This is a genomic window from Candidatus Kryptonium thompsonii (assembly GCF_001535985.1).
Classification (GTDB): Bacteria; Bacteroidota; Ignavibacteria; order Kryptoniales; family Kryptoniaceae; genus Kryptonium; species Kryptonium thompsonii.
Window position 1 is genome coordinate 1 of the sequence record NZ_CZVS01000004.1, and the last position, 22,249, is coordinate 22,249.

At 37.6% G+C, this 22,249-nt stretch carries 17 protein-coding genes and 2 pseudogenes; 8 read left to right on the forward strand and 11 right to left on the reverse strand.

Translation table 11 applies throughout. From position 1 onward, the window contains the following. Together AWW78_RS00660 and AWW78_RS00665 are read right to left on the reverse strand one after the other, a co-directional pair. Positions 1-259 (reverse strand): annotated as a pseudogene (locus tag AWW78_RS00660) (hypothetical protein); the annotation flags it as partial. Further along, positions 259-558: an Hpt domain-containing protein gene (locus tag AWW78_RS00665; RefSeq protein WP_047133776.1), complete on the reverse strand. Its 300-nt coding sequence runs from the start codon at positions 556-558 to the stop codon at positions 259-261. The gene AWW78_RS00665 and the pseudogene AWW78_RS00660, both read right to left, overlap by 1 nt. A gap of 223 nt (positions 559-781) precedes the next feature. Here AWW78_RS00665 and AWW78_RS00670 point away from each other — a divergent pair, with 223 nt between their 5' ends. Continuing rightward, positions 782-3,553, forward strand: a complete 2,772-nt coding sequence (locus tag AWW78_RS00670; protein WP_176693901.1) for a T9SS type A sorting domain-containing protein — start codon at positions 782-784, stop codon at positions 3,551-3,553. A gap of 44 nt (positions 3,554-3,597) precedes the next feature. On the opposite strand, the gene AWW78_RS10825 is transcribed toward AWW78_RS00670, so the two are convergent. Both AWW78_RS10825 and AWW78_RS00675 read right to left on the reverse strand, forming a co-directional pair. Further along, entirely contained in the window at positions 3,598-3,729 is a 132-nt protein-coding gene (locus AWW78_RS10825) for a hypothetical protein (RefSeq protein WP_255301252.1), read from the reverse strand. Next, positions 3,726-4,157, reverse strand: a complete 432-nt coding sequence (locus AWW78_RS00675; RefSeq protein ID WP_047133778.1) for a bis(5'-nucleosyl)-tetraphosphatase — start codon at positions 4,155-4,157, stop codon at positions 3,726-3,728. The genes AWW78_RS10825 and AWW78_RS00675 overlap by 4 nt, the downstream gene beginning before the upstream one ends. 116 nt (positions 4,158-4,273) lie before the next feature. Here AWW78_RS00675 and AWW78_RS00680 point away from each other — a divergent pair, with 116 nt between their 5' ends. Next, the gene (locus AWW78_RS00680) at positions 4,274-5,269 is read left to right on the forward strand and encodes a glycosyltransferase family 9 protein (RefSeq protein WP_075458679.1); all 996 of its coding nucleotides are present in this window, start codon (positions 4,274-4,276) and stop codon (positions 5,267-5,269) included. A gap of 32 nt (positions 5,270-5,301) precedes the next feature. Here AWW78_RS00680 and AWW78_RS00685 read toward each other — a convergent pair whose 3' ends face one another. The 4 genes from AWW78_RS00685 to AWW78_RS00700 form a co-directional block, all read right to left on the reverse strand. Beyond that, positions 5,302-6,732 carry a 2-oxoacid:acceptor oxidoreductase family protein gene (locus AWW78_RS00685; RefSeq protein WP_047133780.1) on the reverse strand — a complete coding sequence of 477 codons (1,431 nt, stop codon included), beginning with the start codon at positions 6,730-6,732 and terminating at the stop codon, positions 5,302-5,304. Positions 6,733-6,741: 9 nt separating this feature from the next. Continuing rightward, positions 6,742-7,818: a 3-methyl-2-oxobutanoate dehydrogenase subunit VorB gene (locus AWW78_RS00690; protein WP_047133781.1), complete on the reverse strand. Its 1,077-nt coding sequence runs from the start codon at positions 7,816-7,818 to the stop codon at positions 6,742-6,744. 86 nt (positions 7,819-7,904) lie between these two features. Continuing rightward, positions 7,905-8,168 carry a 4Fe-4S dicluster domain-containing protein gene (locus AWW78_RS00695; RefSeq protein ID WP_047133782.1) on the reverse strand — a complete coding sequence of 88 codons (264 nt, stop codon included), beginning with the start codon at positions 8,166-8,168 and terminating at the stop codon, positions 7,905-7,907. 19 nt (positions 8,169-8,187) lie between these two features. After that, complete coding sequence (locus AWW78_RS00700; RefSeq protein WP_047133783.1) at positions 8,188-8,511, reverse strand: hypothetical protein; 324 nt, start codon at positions 8,509-8,511, stop codon at positions 8,188-8,190. 234 nt (positions 8,512-8,745) lie between these two features. Between AWW78_RS00700 and AWW78_RS00705 the strand changes: the two genes are divergently transcribed. Continuing rightward, positions 8,746-9,771, forward strand: coding sequence for a bis-aminopropyl spermidine synthase family protein (locus AWW78_RS00705; RefSeq protein WP_047133784.1), 1,026 nt, complete (start codon positions 8,746-8,748; stop codon positions 9,769-9,771). Positions 9,772-9,775: 4 nt separating this feature from the next. On the opposite strand, the gene hflX is transcribed toward AWW78_RS00705, so the two are convergent. From hflX to AWW78_RS00720, 3 genes are all read right to left on the reverse strand, one after another. Further along, complete coding sequence (gene hflX / locus AWW78_RS00710) at positions 9,776-11,038, reverse strand: GTPase HflX (RefSeq protein ID WP_234697348.1); 1,263 nt, start codon at positions 11,036-11,038, stop codon at positions 9,776-9,778. An 81-nt stretch (positions 11,039-11,119) separates the two neighbouring features. Next, positions 11,120-13,861, reverse strand: a complete 2,742-nt coding sequence (locus AWW78_RS00715; protein WP_047133786.1) for a patatin-like phospholipase family protein — start codon at positions 13,859-13,861, stop codon at positions 11,120-11,122. A 114-nt stretch (positions 13,862-13,975) separates the two neighbouring features. Next, positions 13,976-15,316 carry a class II fructose-bisphosphate aldolase gene (locus tag AWW78_RS00720; protein ID WP_047133787.1) on the reverse strand — a complete coding sequence of 447 codons (1,341 nt, stop codon included), beginning with the start codon at positions 15,314-15,316 and terminating at the stop codon, positions 13,976-13,978. 286 nt (positions 15,317-15,602) lie between these two features. On the opposite strand from AWW78_RS00720, the gene AWW78_RS00725 reads away from it, so the two are divergent. The 5 genes and pseudogenes from AWW78_RS00725 to metE all read left to right on the forward strand — a co-directional run bounded on the left by AWW78_RS00725 (position 15,603) and on the right by metE (position 22,248). Continuing rightward, positions 15,603-16,937, forward strand: a complete 1,335-nt coding sequence (locus AWW78_RS00725) for a cyclic 2,3-diphosphoglycerate synthase (protein WP_047133788.1) — start codon at positions 15,603-15,605, stop codon at positions 16,935-16,937. A 40-nt stretch (positions 16,938-16,977) separates the two neighbouring features. Beyond that, positions 16,978-17,903, forward strand: a pseudogene (gene argF / locus AWW78_RS00730) (ornithine carbamoyltransferase). A 29-nt stretch (positions 17,904-17,932) separates the two neighbouring features. Next, positions 17,933-18,874 (forward strand): carbamate kinase, encoded by a 942-nt coding sequence (arcC, locus tag AWW78_RS00735; RefSeq protein ID WP_047133789.1) that lies wholly within the window; start codon positions 17,933-17,935, stop codon positions 18,872-18,874. A gap of 14 nt (positions 18,875-18,888) precedes the next feature. Then, a complete protein-coding gene (gene pyrB / locus AWW78_RS00740; RefSeq protein ID WP_047133790.1) occupies positions 18,889-19,812 on the forward strand; it encodes an aspartate carbamoyltransferase in 924 nt (307 codons plus the stop codon). A gap of 147 nt (positions 19,813-19,959) precedes the next feature. After that, positions 19,960-22,248: a 5-methyltetrahydropteroyltriglutamate--homocysteine S-methyltransferase gene (gene metE, locus AWW78_RS00745; RefSeq protein ID WP_047133800.1), complete on the forward strand. Its 2,289-nt coding sequence runs from the start codon at positions 19,960-19,962 to the stop codon at positions 22,246-22,248. Position 22,249 lies beyond the last annotated feature (1 nt).

A 22,249-nucleotide genomic window follows, 5' to 3' on the forward strand; every position in this document is an offset into this window, starting at 1 on the left:
ACTCAGGGATAGAATAACCACGATAAGACTCGAGCTCTGCTATGTTAAGATATGCTATTAAAATTGCGCCAGATTTTTTAAGCTCCGCTACCTCATCCGCTGTGTAATGGTCGGGATCAAGGATCAAAAGTTCAAAATCTTTCGCTTCATCAGGTGCGACCTTCGAATAACATACAGCATACCTTTCAACATGTTCAACTTTTACCTGCGCTATGAGAAATGGCTCCGAAATGAAGAAAAATAACAGAAGTAAAATCATTAATTGATGTACCTTGACTTAAACTTTTCAATTGTATCGGATAGTTTTTGAATCATTTTGCAAAGTTCATCATCTGAACAAGAATCTAAAATACACTTTTGCTCTATCAGTTCCGAGATCTCTGTGATTTCCTGGAAACCAAATGCTTCACCAGAACCTTTAAGTTGATGGGCATATAATTGAATTACCTTAAGGTCCTTAGTCTCAAGTGCTTTTTTCATTTGATTTACCTTTTCCTCTGCGGTATCTATAAAAAATTTGATAAGCTTTTTCCACTCATCTGCTGGAATGTCGCCCATTGTGTAAATAAATTTATATTTTTAATATTTTTAAAAAATTTAAAAAAATGAAGCCAAATTTTCAAAGGTATGTTCACCCCTTGTTAGCAAAGCTTAAAGTAACCATAATTGTGATATAAATCACACGGCTCCCTTTCAAAAATTTTTTAACTTAATGTAAATCGAATAAACTGCGATGAAGCGAGTAAGTTTTTGGATTAAAAAAATAAAGGGAGACTCAAAAATGGTGCGAAGAATTCTTTTAACCATATTTTGGGTGCTTAACTTTATCACTGCTTACTCGCAACAGAGCCTCATCTTTAAGTTTTTCGATAATCCCGATGTCCCCAATGGTCCTGTATACTCTATACTTCCGCATGGTGATACCGTTTTCGTTGGTGGAGCTTTTCATTTCTGGGGACCACCGATAGGTCCATTTGGAGCGCTTGACCTTAAAACAGGTGATGTCGATACGAACTTTTTTAGAGTAGTTAATTTTTATGGATCAGATGGGCTAAAAAAGTTTATCCCTGATGGTAAAGGTGGCTTTTATATATGCGGTGGTTATGAATTCAAAGTCATGCTGAGAGATGGTCTTGTAAAATCTTTCAATGGAATTATGCATGTAAATTCTGACGGAACCATTGATCTTAATTTTAACCCTCCCACTCTCTCTGCCTTTACCGACTACGAGAATATGATCTTAGTTGACTCCATACTTTTTGCAGTTGGTAATTTCACCAAGGTTGGGGATTCTACAAGAACTTATATTGTTGCACTTGACGCAAAAACTGGTAAAGTATTACCTTGGAAAACCGATTCAATAGTTGTAGAATATGGTGGAATCAAAGCGATAGCTGTTTCAGATTCAGTATTATACATTGGCGGGAAAATTCAAAAGGTTGGGGATTCAACAAGATATGGTATTGCAGCGCTTGATCTTAAGACAGGAAAACTTTTGCCATGGAATCCTATGGTCAAATATGGAACATCTGCAGGTTTGGTTTACGCAATCGCTATTAACGGCAACGACATTTATATCGGCGGTAGATTTGATTCTGTTGGAACATATAGAAGACTATCGCTTGCCCTGATTGACAAAGTAACAGGCGAAATTAAAGAATGGAATCCAAGTGTAACTGTATATAGTCCAAATAGTGGTGAGCCAGGAACAGTAAAGCTTATTAAAATACACAATTCAAAGTTATATATAGGCGGGGCGTTCAGCTACATTAATTCGGAAGAAAGAAGAGATATAGCATGCTTTGATCTTTCAACAGGTCAATTAACAAGTTGGAAGGTGAATACACGCTTTAGATACGAGTTCACAGCTCGAGGCTCGATTATATATAGCACTGGCGGTGACATAAATGACTTAGCATTTGCTGGGGATACTATATTTGTTGCAGGAAGCCTGTTAACATGTGTACTAACTGGCACTGACACAATATTTAGATACGGAGTTATAGCTCTTGACGCCACTAATGGAAATGTGAAGGATTGGAAAGGTGCTGTTCTTTTCAACGATACCGATGGTCCAGGCGTTTGGAGTATGGCAGGGGCAACTGTTTATGGACTGCACATATGGAATGGTAAATTGCTCGTTGCCGCTGACCTCAGGACAAGAATAATGGGTTCACTTGGAAGGCAAGTGCTCCAAAGAAACTCACTTTCTGCAATTGATGCGAGGACAGGAAAGGTAATAAGAGATTGGGTCGGACCTGAGTTCAATTTTGTCATGGAAATTAATAATCAACAAGGTACCTCATATATACCCGTTAAATTCGTATCTGCTCTTGCTGTGATGGACTCAGTTCTTTATGTTGGCGGGAGCATAGCATTGGTCGGTGGGCGTTGGTATAATTACGCAGATCCGCTTTACTATTCTCCTGAAATCTTTGTCGCTCTTGATTTAAAGACGGGTCAGATAAAGAAAAAATGGAGTTTGGGTTCGCACTTTAGTTACTGGGGAGGATATACAGGTGTGAAAAAGATAATACCAACTCCACAAGCAATTTATGTTGCGGGCGGTTTTTGGGGACTTCAAGGAAAAGGAGGTCTCGCGGTTATAGACCCAAGAACTGGAGCAATCTTAGACTGGAAGGCTGGCTTGTCCGCAGGAGTTAACTCAATAGGTATCAAAGGCGATACATTATTTGTTGCAGGATGGTTTACAAAAGCACTTGATACGATACCGAGAACCTTTATGGCTGCATTCTTAACACGACTTGACAGCGTTAAACTTCTCAACTGGCAAACAGGTCCGTTTCAAGTTGGTTATGATCAATATGGGAGAATCACAACCGCAGTAGCAGATATAGCAATAGATGACTCTGTAATCTATATCACTGGTCCTTTCACCATCACCGGTGATTCAGCGAGACAAAAAATTGCTTCAATTTACACATACAATGGGAAAGTAACAGGGTGGAAACCCGATATACCCTTCTTACAGTATTCTTTTTATAATTCAGTTGCTTTAACTGATTCAGTTGTTTACCTTGCTGGTTCAGGGGTTGAAGCGCTGAGCAAAAGAACAGGCAAAAGAATAAGTCAAAGGTGGGCACTGGGGGCAACCCCATCTTCAGATGTTATTGAGGTTAATCCCAAACACAGACATGTTTATATTGGAGGTCGCTTTTCTACAATCTACGATGGTAATAATTATTACCCAATTCCATTCTTTATTGTTCGTCCTTATGCAGAAGATATCGCAACTACAGTTGAAGAGACTCCTTATGTTGAAATCCCAAGAAATTATATACTGCATCAAAACTACCCGAATCCATTTAATCCAACGACAAGGATAGAATTTGAAATACCACAGAAAGAACATGTTAAGCTCACAATTTACGACATTCTTGGAAGAGAAGTTATGAAACTAATTGATGGGGAGTTTAACGCTGGCAGATATAGCGTTGATGTCAATATGAGCGGATATCCAAGTGGGGTTTACTTCTATCGCCTTGAAGCAGGTAAGTTCACAAGTGTTAAGAAGATGATGCTGATAAAGTAAGGTTCACAGGCCGGGCGCATCTAAAGCGTCCGGCTTTTTATTTTTTAATAGAAAATTTCACTCTCATCAAAAAGATGTTTCTCATCAACAGCTAAAAACCTTACCAAAAGGATTATAACCGCAACCAAGGCAATCGGAAGAAGAACAAGAAGTAAAAAATTAGCAAATTTTCTCACCCTGTTTCACCCCCTTTATTTTTTAAATATTGGTAGGCTTTATTTAAAACATCAATGCTATTTTTGTGTTTTATGTATTTAAGCGCCTCATCAACGGTAACCCAAGCATAATCTTCATGCTCATAAGATAGCTTAACTTCCTTTTGATCAGTTCGAGCAAGATAATAATTCACAGTCTTGTAAATTAAATTTCCCTTCATCCTGTAATAATATCCTACTCTTTCCTTAAAACCATCAATTATCTCAATTTTATCGATCCCCGTCTCCTCCAATACTTCCCTTTTAACTGTCTCAAGTTCAGATTCTCCCTTTTCAACATTTCCCTTCGGAAAATCCCAGTGCCCAAGCCCATATTTTAAAATTAAAAACTTGAAGTCGCCACCCTCTACCCTATAAATTACCGCACCCGCTGAATGTTCACGAAGCAATTTTTCTTTTTCAAATTGTTTTTTCTGTTTAAATTTGTCAAAAAAATTTCAAATTCCCAAAAATGGGTACCTTTGAGAAAATTCTCATAACACGCCTTCGATTTATTGGGGACATTGTGCTCACAACTCCAGTGATAAGAGCGGTGAGAAAGAAATTTCCCAATTCATATATTGCCTATCTTGCGGATAAAAATGCCATCACCCTACTTGAAAACAACCCGTACTTGGACGAATTGATCCCACTTGACTTTTCGTGGACCCTTAAAGAACAACTTAATTTTATCAAAACTTTAAGAACCAAAAAATTTGACCTCGTCATTGATCTATTTGGGAATCCAAGAAGCGCAATTTTATCGTTTTTAAGTGGTGCGAAGACAAGGATTGGAGGGGAATTTGGATGGAGGAAATATCTTTACACACATCCGATTCCAAGAAGCGAAGAAAGAAAAAATGCGATCAAATTCCACCTTGATTATTTGAAACCAATTGGAATAACATTTAGTGAACCATTGTCATATGAAGATATGAAAACAGAAATTTTTTTAAGCCATAATGAAAAGAGTTGGGCAACGGAATACTTGAAAAGCAAAGGCATTGATCTAAATAAAAAAACAGTTGGAATCCATCCTGGAGCAACATGGCCAGCAAAGATGTGGTTTAAAGAAAATTTCGCAGAACTTGCTAACAGAATTGCCTTAAAATTAAACGCTAATGTAATCATAACTCATTCTGAAAATGAAACGGAACTTGCCATTGAAGTTTTTAACCTCACTTCAAGAAAAAATATATTTGTGCTTGATGCTTTAAATTTGCGTCAACTTGCCAGCGTGTTATCTCTGGTTGATCTTTACATATCGAACGACTGTGGTCCGATGCATATCTCTGTTGCGGTTGGAACTAAAACAATTGGAATTTTCGGACCTGGGGAAGAAGATATATGGTTTCCGTATCCGAATAGCGAGGGACACAAAGCATTGAGAGTTGATGTTGAATGTCACCCATGTCATCTTGATTTCTGCAACAAGGAAGGCGAAAATTACATGAAATGTATGAAGCTTTTAACAGTTGATATGGTTTTCAACGAGGTTGTAAAATTATTAAAAAGGGGCTGAATTATTCAGCCCCTTTTGAGCATTTAAAAAATTCACATAACAAACTTCATCCCAGCTTCAACCGCTCTCCTATTTAACTCGTTAAATTCTTTTCTTTTAACCATCATGTCGAGAGCATCAAAGACGCTTTCCTTGGTTAGAATGCCAGTGTATCCAATGTAAGCACCTATCATCACCATATTTGCAACTTTAGTCGAGCCAAGGTCATCCGCAATCTTCGTGGCAGGCACTGCGACAACTTCAACATCTTTTCTTGATGGTTCAATGTCAATCAATGAGTTATCATAAAATATAATCCCACCAGGCTTAACAGTTCTCTCAAATTTCTCAAGCGATGGTCTATTCATGACGATCAACACCGTTGGAATTGACACAAGCGGTGAAGCAATCTCGGTCTCAGATATATTTACATGACAATTTGCTGTTCCACCTCTCATCTCAGGTCCGTAAGATGGAAGCCAGGAGACATGATACTCCTCAAGCATACCAGCTTGAGTTAACACTAACCCAAGCAAAAGAATTCCTTGACCACCGAAGCCAGCTATTTTTATCTTCGGATTTTTGTACTTTTCAGCGACAGTATTTCTTTGATATTTCTTTACCTGTGTAATTTCTCCACCATCAATTCCAATTGCTTTTTTGATATCCTCGGGCGTAAGAATTTTCCTTTCAAATTTTACAGGCTCAACTTTATCAGAAATGTCTTTAAAAACGCCGAGTGGGAAATATTTTGTCATAACTTCATTTATCCATCTCTCCGCATCAGGCGGGTTCATCCCCCAGCCAGTTGGACAGGCAGAAAGTGCTTCAACAAAAGCAAATCCCTTTCCCTCAACTTGAATTTGAATCGCTTTTCTAACTGCCTTTCTTGCTTTTGCCATATTTTTTGCATCAGTTAAAGCCACTCGCTCAACGTAAACAGGAGCTTCAAGCGTCGCTATCAATTCAGCCATTTTTAGCGGATAACCTTCATTGTGGATATCTCTACCTCGTGGCGTTGTAGTTGTCTTCATACCAGGTAGCGTAGTTGGAGCCATCTGGCCACCAGTCATACCGTATATTGCATTATTGACAAAGAAAACAGTTATATGTTCCCCTCTATTTGCTGCGTGTAAAATCTCATTCCCACCGATCGCTGCAAGATCACCATCACCTTGATAACTTATAACTATGCTATGTGGATGAACACGCTTGATGCCTGTCGCAACTGCTGGAGCCCTACCATGAGCAACTTGTATATGTCCAGTATCAAAATAGTAATAAAGAAAAACTGAACAACCAACTGGATTGATGATTATGACTCTATCTTGAATCCCCAAATCTTCAATTGCTTCAGCTATTAACTTATGTAGTTTTCCATGACCACAGCCTGGGCAGTAGTGCGTATTTATCTTATCCGCATCTGGTTTTCTTGTAAAAACCTCGTAAAAAGTGCTGGGCTTTTTCAATATTGTTGTTGCCATTTTTCGACCTCACTTTTGATGTTCAATTTCCTTTTCGAGTTCTTCAAAAATAGATTTAACTTGCTCAATGATTTCCTCAGCGGACGGCACCATACCTCCACACCTTCCATAAAACTTAACCTCACGCATCCCATTTAATGCAAGCTTTACATCATCAACCATTTGACCTGTGCTTAACTCAACAACGAGAAATACTTGCGCAGTTTTGGCGATCTCTCTAATTTTTTCATCAGGGAATGGAAACAATGTTATCGGTCTTAACAAACCAACTTTATATCCATCCCCTCTCATTATATCAACAACACTCTTCAAAATTCTTGAAACTATCCCATAACCAACCAAAACGAGCTCGGCATCATCAACTTTATAGGCTTCGTATCTCACCTCTTCTCTTTTGATGCGATCGTATTTTTCTTTTAACCTCAAGTTGTGTTGTTCTAACTCCTCTGGCGCAAGATAAATTGATGTTATAAGGTTATGTCTTGTCTCGGCAGTTCCATCAACGCACCATGTTTTATCAATCTGGGGAAGTTTTGGTTCTGGGAATTCAACTGGTTCAACCATTTGCCCAATAAATCCATCAGCGAGAACATAAACAGGGTTTCTGTATTTTTCAGCAAGGTCAAATGCAAGATAAGTTAAATCACACATTTCTTGAACGGAATTAGGAGCGAGGACTATAACCTTATAATTGCCATGCCCTCCACCCTTAACAACTTGATAATAATCCCCTTGTTCAGGTGCTATATTGCCAAGCCCTGGACCACCTCGCATAACATCAACTATAACCATCGGCAATTCTGCTCCCGCTGCATATGAAACTCCTTCTTGCATCAAACTTATCCCTGGGCTTGAGGAAGCGGTCATCGCTCTCACACCACCGCTTGCTGCGCCGAAAAGCATATTAATTGCCGCAACCTCGCTTTCAGCTTGAATGAAAACCCCACCAACTTCGGGCATTAAAAGTGCAGCAGCTTCAGCGATTTCACTTGCTGGTGTGATTGGGTATCCAAAAAATGCTCTGCAACCTGCCAAGATTGCCCCTCTTACAACTGCCTCGTTTCCTTTCATCAGTTGTTTAGGCATACTTCAAAATTTCCTTTTTGTTTTCTTTTTAACCGCTGCTTTATCAGCGGTTTTTTTAAATGAAAACGAAGCAATCTATGCTTCGTTCAGTTAAAGAATTTTAAAATTTCTTCATCGACGATTGCACCGCGTTTATAAACAGTTATAGCCCCTGGTTCAGGGCACGCATAAAAACAAACCCCACAGCCGGTGCAACCATCTCCGACATATTCCGCATAATGATAACCGCGCGAATTAAACTTATCCGAAATTTTTAAAACATCAACCGGACATGTCTCAATGCAAAGTGTACAACCTTTGCATTGCTCCTTGTCAATTTTAATGAAGGCTTTTTGAAGTGTTACTTGCATCTCTCATCTATTTTCTTTTTTAAATCCAAAGGTCAATTTCATGTTCCTTTCTCTGGGATAAACGGATGTTCCCCTTCGCCTTATTCAAAATTTCCTTCACCGTCTCAACCCCTTCAATTATCTTATCAAGCTCCTCACCGATCAACTCAATGTAAACTTTCCTATCCTTCTTCTTACCCCTACTCATATCCATAATATGAGCCCATATCTCATCGGTCCTATTTTCAATTTCCCCAAGCTCCTTTATGGCTTGATTTATTAGAAGTATTACCTCTTCCTTTGAAGTTTTCCGAAAATATCTTCTGACTCTCTGAATGCGTTCGGTGAGATTAAAATTTTTCATCACAATCCAAGATTTGTTTTTCACTTCTTAATATAACTTCATTTTAAATAAAAATCAAACACTATGCCAAACAAACTTAGCTATAAATTAGTCAGAGAAAAAAGTTTAAAATCTCTTACTTGTCTAAAAATGCCACATTAAAAACTTAGCAGGACAAAATTTTTGACATTTACTCAGTTTGAAATAACAAAATAAATTTGTAAATTTTATAAAAATTAGATAAGCGGAACAGTCATGGCTAACAGCAAGATTAAAAATCAGATACTGCGTGCTTTATCTTCAGGCGAGAAAACTTTTTGGGAAATAGTAAACAGACAAGATGGCACTTTAAAGGAACTTTATCAAGTATTGAACAAACTTCTAAAAGAAAAAATCATAAAAAGGGAAGGGGACAAATTTTATCTCGATGGTCAAATACAAACAAAATTTTATCCAGATCCAAGATGTGAACACTGTCGTGGCGGAATTCAAATAAAAGGTGAATATTTAAAAATCTTCGAAACTTACAAAAACATTGTCAAAAATCGTCCCCTTCCATCAATTGAGTATGACCAGGGATTCATAAGCGCTGAAGACGCAATAAGGCGTGCAATTTTCATGTATGAGAGAGGTGACATTGAAGATAAGGCAATATTTATCCTTGGTGATGACGACCTCGTAAGCATAGCAATTGGCTTGCTTGGAGTTGCAAAGAAAATAACCGTCCTTGAAATCGACAAAAGATTAACTGACTTCATAAACGATGTATCAAAAGAATATGATCTCAACATAACAACGATAACTCATGATGTTCTTGATTCATTCCCGAGAAAAGAGATGAATAAATATGACACATTCTTAACAGATCCCGTTGAAACGCTCCAAGGTTTCATCCTTTTCATATACAGATGTATGCAGGCGTTAAAAAAGAGAAACTCTGCGGGATACTTCGGTTTGACTCACATCGAAGCAAACCTTGAGAAATGGTATCATATACAAAGATTTATTCTTTCAACAGGAATGGTTATAACGGATATAATTCGAGATTTCTCTTATTACCCAGAGGATGAGAATCAATGGATTGAGAACTACAACCATTATTTGATCAATAAAAAACTTAAAATCGGCATACCTAATATTAACTGGTTTAGATCCTCATTTTTCAGGGTGGAGGCGTATGATAAAATCAAACTTAAAAAACTACCGCGGTTAAAGTCAACCCACGAACTTTATGTTGATGACGAAGCTTGGTGCACAGTTGAGTATGACAGCTGGAAGTAAAAATTCAAGTTAAAATATATGCTGAAATTTTCGGTAGGTGTCTTTTCTCGACCTTAACTCTTAATGTTATGTAATTATCATCGTCATACTTTACATCAAGAACTTCCCCCAATTTGTAGATAATCGACATAGCTTCAGGATTTGAAACATTAACCTTGCCAGTTATTTCAACATAATGATCATCTATCAATTGAAGAATTTTATCTTTCAACGCTTGAATGTTCACTCCACGAGACGCCGATATGAAAACAGCGTTTTCATATTCCTTCGCAAGAGTATGAATTATACTTCTATCCTGCAACTTATCTATCTTGTTAAATGCGATAATTGTTGGTTTGTCAAGTGAGTTAAGTTCTTCAAGGGTTTCCTCAACAACTTTTATTTGTTCCCTGAAATTAGGGGCTGATATATCAACAACATGAATTAAAATATCCGCTTCGATAATTTCGTCAAGTGTTGATTTAAAAGATGCGATGAGATGATGTGGAAGTTTTCTTATGAAACCGACCGTATCTGTTAACAGAACTTTTTTAGTTGGGGAAAATTTAATAACTCGAGTTGTCGCATCAAGGGTTGCAAAAAGTTTATCCTCAACATAAACATTCGTATTAGCCATAACATTTAAAAGGGTCGATTTACCAGCGTTTGTATAACCAACAAGTGCGACCCTGAAAATATCACGCCTACCTTTTCTTTGAACTTTTCTCTGGTTGTCAATTTCACCTAATTTCCTCCTTAAAATTGCAATTTTTCTTTTGATGAGTCGTCTATCCGTTTCAAGTTGAGTTTCACCAGGTCCCTTTGTGCCGATGCCACCATATTGCTTCGAAAGGTGCCTCCATTTACCCGTCAATCTCGGCAGTAAATACTCAAGCTGGGCAAGCTCAACCTGTATCTTGGCAGGCGCCGTCCTCGCATGGGACGCAAATATATCAAGTATAAGCGTCGTTCTATCTATAATTTTGCAATTTATTATATTCTCCAGATTTCTGATTTGAACTCCTGACAGGTCATCGTCAAAAATTACTAAATCAATTTTTTCTTCCTCAACGATTTTGGCTATTTGTTCTGCTTTACCCCTACCGATGAAAAAAGCAGGATCTGGCTTGTCTCTTTCTTGATAAACCCTACAAACTACATCAGCCCCCGCCGTGTCAGCAAGAAGCTCAAGCTCATCAAGATATTCCTCAACTTGCGCTCTTGTTTGATGCGGGAAAATCACACCAACTATAACTGCCCTCTCTCGCTCCCTATCGTAATTCGCCAAAATTTTTAAAATTTTACACCTTTGTTTTTGGTACTATTTATAATTTAAAAAACATTTTTAAGAAATCAAGTTCCAAGTATTTCACTCAAACCCAAGCGAAAACTGAGACACGATCGGACCCCACAGCACTTCATTTTTTTCAATTTTCTTTAAAATAAAACTTTTACCCACAATTATTCGCAACGCCCCTATCGGGGTATCGAAACCAATTTCTATTCCTACGCCATGTCTTAAATCTTTCCACCTCACCGCTTCGAGTTTTTCCCACCCTGCTCCAATATCATAGCGCAAAGAGATAAAATTTTCAAACATAACTTTAATAGGACTTTTAAATCTCGCCTCAACCCCACCGATAATAACCTGCCTCCCATAAATTTCATCTTCCCTCATTCCAGCAAAGGAATTTAATCCTGTTATCGAGCCGATGAAAAATTGCTGAGATAAAGGGGTCGATTCATCACATAAACCAAACAAAAATTTTAATCTCAGAGCCCCGTATTTGAAGTAGGTGTTGTAGTTCTCATACGAAAAGAAAATTTTTGAATAAGCGATATCCGAACCAAGAAACTTCTGAGATGTCTCGTAATAGGCATTCAAATAAATACCACGGTTTGGGAAATAAGCCCTATCCCTTGAATCAACAACTATGCTCAACTGTAATTTTGAGAGCAAATTTTTTTCATCTTTAAATTCAACTCTTGAAACATTCTTTACAAACGCTTCTTCTACCTGATACTTCAGCAATGTATTTCCAAGCCTTTCAAACTGCCCTCCAACCGATAATTCAAATCCCCCATACCCGAACTTAATCTCACCATTGTTCTTTAAGAAGAAACTTTTATCTCCATAAATCGTTTCATAAGTGTAAACTTTTCTTACCGAGTTGTAAAAATTCAATCTATAAGTAAACATCGTATTAAAAAGTCGATCGACTTTATATTCAAGTTTGAAAAGCAAATTTCTCATACCACCTTGAAGAGTCATACCAAAATCATCATTAAGCCCAAATGTATTTTCATTTCTAAAATCCGAAAAAAACTGTCCCCCTCGCTCACTGTCAATTCTCATGCCTATTCTCAAAAATTGGGATGGTGATTCCTGAAGATGAAGCGCCACTTTAACACTATCATTGACCTCATAATCAAACCTTATCTGTGAAAAAAGATTTGTAGACCACAGGTTTTGAAGCGTCTTTATAACTTTATCATCTGTTAACACTTCACCCTTTTTAAACATAACATCACGAAGCACAACAGAATTCTTCGTATTTTTATTCCCTGAAATCCTTATGTCAGAAACATATCCATCGGTTAAATAGATGTTAAGCTCGTTAGACGAATCATTAAATTCAAGTGTCCGAACTTTAACGAACGGATATCCATAAAAATGAAAAACGCTCAAAATCTCCCGTGAAATTTTATAAATCTCGCTTTCCGAAAAATAAACAACACTCTTTGGATGAAAAACAAAAGATGAATCGCTAATTTCTACAGAGCTAAATATATCACTCTTAAATCTTGAGAAGTCCATTTGAAAATTTCGCATCGACTGCGGATAAACATTTACCCTTTTCACCCTTGGATTTAGCTCAGTCCAAATTATAATTTCGTCAATGTTTGAATTTTTATGAACCTCAATATCAATCTTGCCATATTCACCTTCGGATAACAGCTTGCTTAAGCTCTTAACAATTTCTTCATCGGTGATTTCATTCTTTTGGAAGATCGTTGAAACAACATCGGCAGGTAAACCATCACCATAAACTTTCAACTTGTAATTGGAAAATTTTTGTGTTTCTCCATCGCTTAAAATTTCACATTTCGACTCTATAAGAGAAATTATCTCATCGATTTTTTCTTTGGCGATTTCTTTGCCTCTTTTTATTATTAAATCTGCCTTTTCAAAATCAGTAGAGTTTATGTTATCAAGGTTCGGCTTTAGAACTATGTCAGATTTTTCAAGTTGGACTTCGTTTGAAAGTTGCATCATTATTCCAACTATTTGGTCAGCTGTGTTCCATGGCAATTGAATATCAGTGGGGTTACGCAGTGGGCTTGTCGCATCCACAGTTATAACAATATCACACCCAAGCTCTCTGGCTACATCAGCAGGTATATTTGAAATCAATCCTCCATCTACAAGAACAAGGGAATCCATAGAAACAGGCTGAAAAGCAAGTGGAATTGTTGAGCTCGCCCTGACGACATAAACAAGATTCCCCTTTGAGAAGATAATTCTTCGTCCACTTATAAGGTCGGTTGCAACTGAATAAAACTTTGGTTTTAGCTCTTCATAATTTGTCACATAGTGAAACGGTGTCTTAAAGAAAATTTTCAAAAGGGATTCGGTTATACCCTGACCTGAGCTCACATAAGAAGGGATAAGTGGCTTAAAACCTTTAAATCGAAAATAGATAAAACTTTTCTCAATTAAATATTTTCTCTCAAGGAACAAGTTTGCCCTATCTTCTCTTTCCCCAAGTGTTAAAACATAATCCCAATTTGTTGTGGTAGCGATTCTTTCAATTTCTTCTGCTTTAAGCCCAGCACAGTATAAACCACCTACTATACTTCCCATGCTCGTGCCAATTATGTAATCGATAGGGATATTGTACTCATCAAACACCTTTAAAACCCCAATATGACTGAGCCCTCTTGCGCCCCCGCCACTTAATACAAGCGCAATTTTAGGGCGTTTAACTTTGTAATTGACTATCTTGATATTTCCATCGATGTCATAAAACTTTATCTGTAAACTTTGCTGAGAATTTGCAGAGATATCAAAAAGCAAAAAGAAGGATAAAATTTGAAGTATTCTTTTCATTTTATTTTAAATGAAACTTTAAAATTTTCAAGCCCCCCTGCAAAAACAGGGGGTAAAATCTTGCTACTCTTTAAAAATTTAGAGATCAAGGATAAGTTTCCTTTGGAATGTTATTCAAACCTTGACATACTTTCTCACAAGGTCATAAGTATCGACGACATTTAACTTCTGCAAAAGCAAGCTAAACTTCTTCTCAAGCGCATTGCCAATTTCATCTTTAAGCGATTGTGGTAGATCCCAAAATTCCTTTTTAAATGGTCCGAAGCCTTTCTTTCTAGTCTTGTAAATGAATTGCTCCTCAGTGTCTCCTGATTTCCATTCGTCCTTAAACTCTTTTTTAAGGAATTCATAGACTTCATTTTTGAAATCATCTGGAAGCATTGAATAAATCATATTTTGAAATTCCGTCGCAAGGTGAATTTCCGCAGTTCCAACCTGTGGGAATTTATCGAATAATTCCTCAGGCAAAGTTGATGCACCGTGTTGAACTGCACCCGATAAGCCATATTCTCTGCGTGCAATTTCAGAAAGCACACGCAAGGTTTCAAAATCGATTTTAACTTGTGCGATTGTTCCATCTGGCAATGGAACTCCACCGTGCGTCGTCCCAGTTTGAACGCTTATTTTGCTTATACCTTTATAATTCCCTTTCTCCGAAAGAAGCTTAAGATATCCAGCCATATATGCTCTTAATTCTTCAGGTGTGCTATTTTTGCCTCCAACTTCACCAATTTCACCGCCAACTGAAATTTCGATTCCCTCTGGTTGAAGTTTTCTTATAAATTCCGTCATTTCAGCAGCAACTTCATAATTTGGCCTCTGTTGTTCATCAAGCGTCGGTTTGCTCAAGTCAACAAGAGTTGAACTATCAATATCAATGTTGTAAAAATCTGCTTCTATTTCCTCCTTCACAAGAGCTTTTAACGAATTAATTTCCTTCTCTGGATCCTCTGCATATTTTTTAGCACTTACTTGAACATGGTCACCTTGGATAAAAACAGGACCTTGATACCCTTCCTTTATGCATGCAGAGAGAACGCAAGCGGTATATTCACTTGGTCTTTGGAAGGTGTAACCTATTTCTGATTTAGCGATTTCAAAGATGAATGCACCGACATTGTGTTTCTTAACAGCCCTCACATAAGCCCTCGCTACATCATAAGTTAAACCACGAATGTTAACCGCTGGAACGGTAAATCCACCAACTTCCCCTCTTCCCATCGCTTCATAAAAACTTTGTATAGAAGCAGGAATTACACCTAATTTTCTAGCTATCTTGCGAATAAGATTGCGTATTTCCATCTTTAAATTTTCATCGGGATTAAAAACAGCGTTATAAACAAGCTCATCGATGGCCTTCTCCCTAAGTTTTACAGGATCAATTACATTAACATCACCATCAAATTCAACTACACCAACAAGATAATTTTTTAGTTCAATTGAATCCTTGAACATAATGGCACCTCCTTTAAAATTTTCGTTTTTGTTTTCCGAAATTTTTTGCTTAAATTTACACTGAAAAATTTAAAAATTATTGAATTTTTAAGCAAACTTCTACTGTTGTACTATGTTTAAACCAAAGCTAAATAATCTCACAGGTTTAACCCCCAAAGACTACAAAACTTAGTGCTTCCTACAATAATCCAATCTATTTCCCTTCTGCTCTAACCTTGAATTACCATCTTTTTTGACCTTTATTTTCATTTGTCGAATTAAAATAAAAACATTTTATGGAGGTTTCATGGACAGGAAAAAAGTCATAATTATGGGTGCAGCTGGAAGAGATTTTCACAATTTCAACATGTATTATCGTGATAATGAAAACTACGAAGTTGTTGCTTTCACAGCCACACAAATACCAAACATAGAAAACAGGAAATACCCACCTGAATTAGCTGGAAAGCTTTACCCAAAAGGAATTCCAATTTATCCCGAAGAAAAGCTTGAAGAACTTATAAAAAAATTCAAAGTTGATGAAGTCGTTTTCTCATATTCAGATGTATCCCATCAGTATGTTATGGAAAGAGCATCAAGGGTGATCTCAGCTGGTGCGAGTTTTCGGCTCTTGGGGCTTAACCAAACGATGCTTAAGAGCAAAGTTCCAGTAGTTGCGGTTGTAGCCGTAAGAACGGGATGCGGAAAAAGTCAAACTTCAAGGAAAGTTGCAAGGTTACTAAGGGAAATGGGATTAAAAGTCGTAGTGGTAAGGCATCCAATGCCATATGGCGACCTCAGAAAGCAGGTTGTTCAAAGGTTTGCTTCGATTGAAGACATGTATAGGCAAAATTGTACCATAGAAGAGATGGAGGAATACGAACCTCACATAGCAAACGGTGGGGTTGTTTATGCTGGGGTTGACTATGAGAAAATACTTCGAGAAGCAGAAAAAGAAGCTGATGTAATAATTTGGGATGGCGGAAATAACGATATGCCATTTTTCAAACCCGATTTAACAATTGTCGTCACCGACCCACACAGACCTGGACATGAATTAACCTATTACCCTGGTAGTTCAAATCTTAGAATTGCTGATGTCGTTGTAATAAACAAAGTTGATTCTGCAAACCCAGCCGATGTTGAAACTGTAAGAAACAACATAAAAAGCGTAAATCCGAAAGCAATAATAATTGAAGCTGCTTCACCAATTTTTGTTGAGGATGGTTCTCTGATCCGTGGTAAGAGAGCCCTCGCTGTTGAGGATGGTCCAACTCTCACACATGGGGAGATGTCCTACGGTGCTGCTGTTTTGGCTGCGAAAAAATTTGGAGCTAAAGAGCTTGTCGACCCTCGTGATTACGCTGTTGGTTCGATTAAAGAAACATTTGAAAAGTACACACAAATAAGGAACCTACTGCCAGCGGTAGGATATGGAAAAGAGCAAATAAAGGAACTCGAAAAAACGATAAATAGAACGCCTGCTGATATTGTAATAATTGGAACACCTATTGATTTAAGACGAGTATTAAAACTTAACAAACCAAGCGTGCGTGTTAAATACGAATTACAAGAAATCGGAAAGCCAGATCTTGTAGATATATTAACAGATTTTGTCAAATCAAAAAAGCTAAAAGTTTGATTTTTGAATTAAACCTTAAAAACAAAAACATTTTAAATTGATGAGACACAAAGATTTTATTTCGATTCATGATCTAACCGTTGATGAAGTTCATCAGATTTTCGAACTAACAAAGGAAATGAAATCAAACCCCAAAAAATTCTCCAAGTCTTTGGAAGGCAAAATACTTGCACTTATTTTTGAAAAACCTTCCTTGAGAACAAGGGTTAGCTTTGAAGTTGGAATAAGACAATTGGGTGGCGATGCAATTTACCTTGCGCCATCGGACATTCAAATGGGAAAAAGGGAATCTGTTTATGATGTTGGGAAAACACTTGAAAGGATGGTCGATGGAATAATGATAAGAACATTTGGGCATGATATTGTGCTTGAACTTGCAAGATCTGTCAAGATCCCAGTGATAAATGGTTTAACGGATTTATTACACCCATGTCAAGCGATGGCTGATTACTTTACAATGCTTGAGAAAAAAGGAAATCTTAAAAATCTAAAAGTTGTATTCATCGGAGATGGCAACAATGTTTGTCATTCTTTAATGTTTGGTGCAGCAAAACTTGGTGTTAACTTCTGGGCTGCTACACCAAAGGGCTATGAACCAAAGAAGGAAATTTATGAACTTGCCATTGAAGACGCAAAACAAACAGGTGTAAAGATAACCATTGTAAACGATCCTTTTGAAGCCGTAAAAGATGCGGATGTTGTTTACACAGATGTTTGGCAAGCATGGGACAGGAAAGCGAAGCAGAAATAAGAAAGAAAATTTTCCAACCGTATCAAGTAAATAAAGAACTATTTTCAAAGGCAAAACCAGATGCACTTTTTATGCACTGTCTGCCAGCTCACCGCGGCGAAGAGGTTACAAACGATGTGATCGATTCACCAAACAGCGTTGTCTTTGACGAGGCTGAAAATCGACTCCATGTTCAAAAGGCGATCATGTATGAATTGATGCGCGAGAAAATGTGAGGAGTTTAACAAACTAATTAAATCTAATAATGAAAACCGCACTACTTGCCATAGGTGGAAACTCTCTCATAAGAGCAGGTCAAAGGGGAACAATCGAAGAACAATTTGAAAATGCACTTAAAACGGCTGAATATATTGCTCAATTGATAAAGATGGGGTTTAACCTTGTCATAACCCACGGCAATGGTCCACAGGTTGGAGCACAATTGATAAGGTCAGAGGTTGCCTCTGGACAGGTTTATTCAATGCCCCTTGATGTATGTGTCGCCTCAACCCAAGGAGAAATTGGATATATACTTCAAAATTCAATACAAAAAGCTCTGTGGAAAAACGGAATTAAAAATCCTGTGGTCACAATTGTAACCCAAGTTGTCGTAAGCGAAGATGACCCCGCATTTAAAAATCCGACTAAACCCGTCGGACCCTTTTACACTAAAGAGGAAGCTGAAAGAAAAAAACAACTCGGTTGGGAAATAATAGAAGACGCTGGCAGAGGTTATCGCAGAGTTGTCCCATCACCAAAACCTATTGACATAATTGAAAAAGAAGCGATAAGGCAATGTTTGAATGATGGAATGGTGGTTATAGCCGTCGGTGGCGGTGGAATTCCTGTGATCCAAAAAGATGGTGAATACATCGGGGTTGAAGCAGTTATTGATAAAGATAGAGCCTCAGCTGTGTTGGCGAAATATCTTGAGGTTGATTATTTTATTATATCAACTGATACTGACAAAGTTTATTTGAATTATAAAAAACCTAATCAAAAAGCGCTTGATGTCGTCAGCCTTGAAGAGATCAAAAAATTTTACGATGAAGGGCATTTCCCAGCGGGAAGTATGGGACCGAAAATTGAAGCGGTTATAGATTTTATTGAAAATGGTGGGAAGTGTGCAATTATAACATCTCCCGAAAACCTAAAGGAGGCAGTTTTTGGAAACGCTGGAACAAAAATCGTTAAATCAATAAATTAAACTCGACAAATCAAATGGCGAAATTACAGCATGTAATTGAAGCACAACAGTTTACATTACCGTTAATTCATGAACTCTTTCAAACCGCTGATCAGATGGAAAAAATTCTCGAGCGAGGCGGGACGCTCGACTACCAAAACAAAATAATGGCTTCGCTTTTCTACGCCCCTTCAACGAGGACGAGATTTTCTTTTGAATCTGCAATGTACAGGTTAGGCGGGAAGGTAATTTCAACTGAACAAGCACATCTTTTCTCTTCCGTCATTGGTGGTGAAACGCTCGAAGACACCATAAGAGTTGTGTCAAACTTTTGTGATGTGATTGTTTTAAGGCACACTGAAGTTGGAGCTGCCAAAAGGGCTTCGCTTGTTTCATCAGTACCTGTCATCAATGCTGGCGATGGCAAAGGTGGACAACACCCAACGCAAGCACTGCTTGATTTATATACAATTTACAAAGAACTCGGATATATTGATGGTCTGAAAATTGCTTTCGTTGGAGACCTCGAACAGGGTCGCACTGTCAGATCCCTTGCTTATTTGCTTGGTAAGTTTGAAAGAGTAATGCTTTACTTCATCGCTCCAGATTTTTTGCAAATAAGAGAAGACATTCAAAATTATCTGACAAGACATAATGTATGGTTTACACTTGAAAATGATTTGAGCAAAGTCATTTCTGAGGTTGATGTCATATACATAACACGAATTGAAAAGGAAAGATTTGCAGACAAGGCTGACATCTACGATGAAACCGTGAAAAAATATTTTATCGATAAGGATGTTATCTCAAAGATGAAACAAAAATCGATAATTATGCACCCACTTCCGCGACTAAATGAGATCGCTACCGATGTTGATCTCGATCCAAGGGCTGCTTACTTCAAGCAAGCTCGTAATGGACTTTTAATAAGGATGGCTCTGCTGACAATGGTTCTTTGATCCCCAGCGAAAACATTTTGCTTAAGGGAGGGGAAGATTTAAAAACTAATTTTTTCACGCTTAAGGGCTGGATTTTTTGTAAAAATTTTATTATAATTAACGCAATTAAGGTTCAACTTAAAAACAAAACTTAAAAAAGAAGTGGCAATAAGAACAACTGCATTCGGTTATCCTAAAATCGGTCCAAACAGAGAGCTCAAAAAAGTCGTTGAGAGCTACTGGGCAGGTGAAATAACGAAAGAACAACTTTACAACGAAGCTGAAAAAATTCAAATACAGCGACTCACCGTTTTAAAAAACGCAGATCTTGATCTCATCCCATCAAACGATTTTTCACTTTATGATTTCATCCTTGATATATCAACAATGCTTGGCGTCGTTCCCAAAAGATTTGGCGAAAGTCTAGATCTTGACACATATTTTGCGATGGCTCGCGGAAGCAAAACCGCAATCGCCTGCGAAATGACGAAATGGTTTGATACAAATTATCATTACATCGTCCCAGAATTTGAAAATGATTTTAAACTTTTAAAAAATCGTCCGCTTGAATCATATAAATTTGCCAAAGAAAAACTTGGCATTGAAACAAAGCCTGTCCTCGTAGGTCCCTTTACATACATTTGGCTTGGTAAAGTTCCAGAGAAGCAGGAGGGAAAACTTTTAGTTCACATGGTAAAAGCAAACGAATCTCCAAAGTTTAAAGACCTTGTTCTTTCCGCAGCTAAAGTTTACAACCAAATTCTAAAAGAACTTGAAGCAAACGGGGTTAAAACAGTACAACTTGATGAGCCAGCTCTTGTGCTTGATATTGACGATAACGATGTTCAAATCTTAATCGAAGCATATAAAATTCTAACCGATGGGCTTAAAGAAATTGAAATTTTCGTCCATACATATTACGAGAGTTTATCGAAGTACGAAAAGATAGTTTTTGAACTTCCTGTCCACGGCATCGGTCTCGATTTCACGATAAATGAAGAAAACTTCGAAAACCTTAAGAAGTTTGGCTTCCCTTCCGACAAAAAGCTTATCGCTGGCATTGTTTCAGGGCGAGACCCATGGAAAATTGATTTTCAAAAAACGGTTGATTTCATAAACGACTTGTTAAAATTTGTAAACGAAGACAGATTAATAATTTCAAATTCATCTCCACTTTTCCACTTGCCTGTTTCAGTTGAACCCGAAAAGGGACATCTCGATGACAAATTAATTGGGCTCTTATCCTTTGCCAACGAAAGACTCGATGAGCTTAAAACACTTAAAAAAATCTTCAACGATGGTCATCCAATCCCTTCGCAAAACCTTCAAGCACTGAGGGATGAATTTAAAGATGAGGAAGTAAGGAAAAGAATAGCACAGATAGATGAGAAAAAAATCGGAAGAAAGGTTCCATTCGCCGAAAGATATCAAAAACAAATTTCAATCCTTGGACTTCCAAAATTTCCAACCACGACGATTGGAAGTTTTCCGCAAACAAAGGATGTTAGAAAAGTAAGAGCTGATTTTAACGCTGGAAAAATTTCAAAGGAGGAATACGAAGGGTTCATCAAAAAACAGATAGAACATGTGATTGATGTTCAAGAAAAACTTGGACTTGATGTCTTGGTTCATGGTGAATTTGAAAGATCAGATATGGTTGAATTCTTTGGTCAAAAAATGAAAGGATTTGCGTTCACAAAAAATGGTTGGGTTCAATCATATGGGACAAGATGTGTGCGCCCGCCGATAATCTATGGCGATGTATCAAGACCAGAACCAATGACTGTAAAAGAAATAACATACGCTCAATCCCTTACTTCAAAACCCGTTAAAGGGATGCTTACAGGTCCAGTTACGATTTTAAATTGGTCTTTCTACCGAAAAGACATACCCAAAAAAGAGATAGCTTATCAAATTGCCCTTGCCCTTAGAGATGAAGTTCTTGACCTTGAAAAAGCAGGGATAAAAGTAATTCAAATTGACGAACCAGCGTTCAGAGAAGGATTGCCACTTAAAAAAGCTAAACAAAAAGAATATCTTGAATGGGCGGTCAATGCATTTAAGCTAACAAATGAAGCCGTAAAACCCGAAACGCAGATTCAAACGCACATGTGTTATTCTGAATTCAATGAAATCATCGAGTATATTTACGCTATGGACTCCGATGTGATTTTAATAGAAGCATCAAGAAGCAAGGGTGAAATCCTTGACGCATTTGAAAAATTTAACTATGATCACGGGATTGGACCTGGAGTGTACGATATTCACTCGCCAAGAGTTCCACCTGTGGAAGAAATGCTCGAAATCGCAGAAAGATCGATTAAGGTTATCGATAAAAATTTGATTTGGATAAATCCCGATTGTGGGTTAAAGACTAGAAATTGGGAAGAAGTCATCCCATCACTTCAAAATTTAGTGCAAGTTGCTCGGATAATGCGTGACAAATACGCAGATTGAC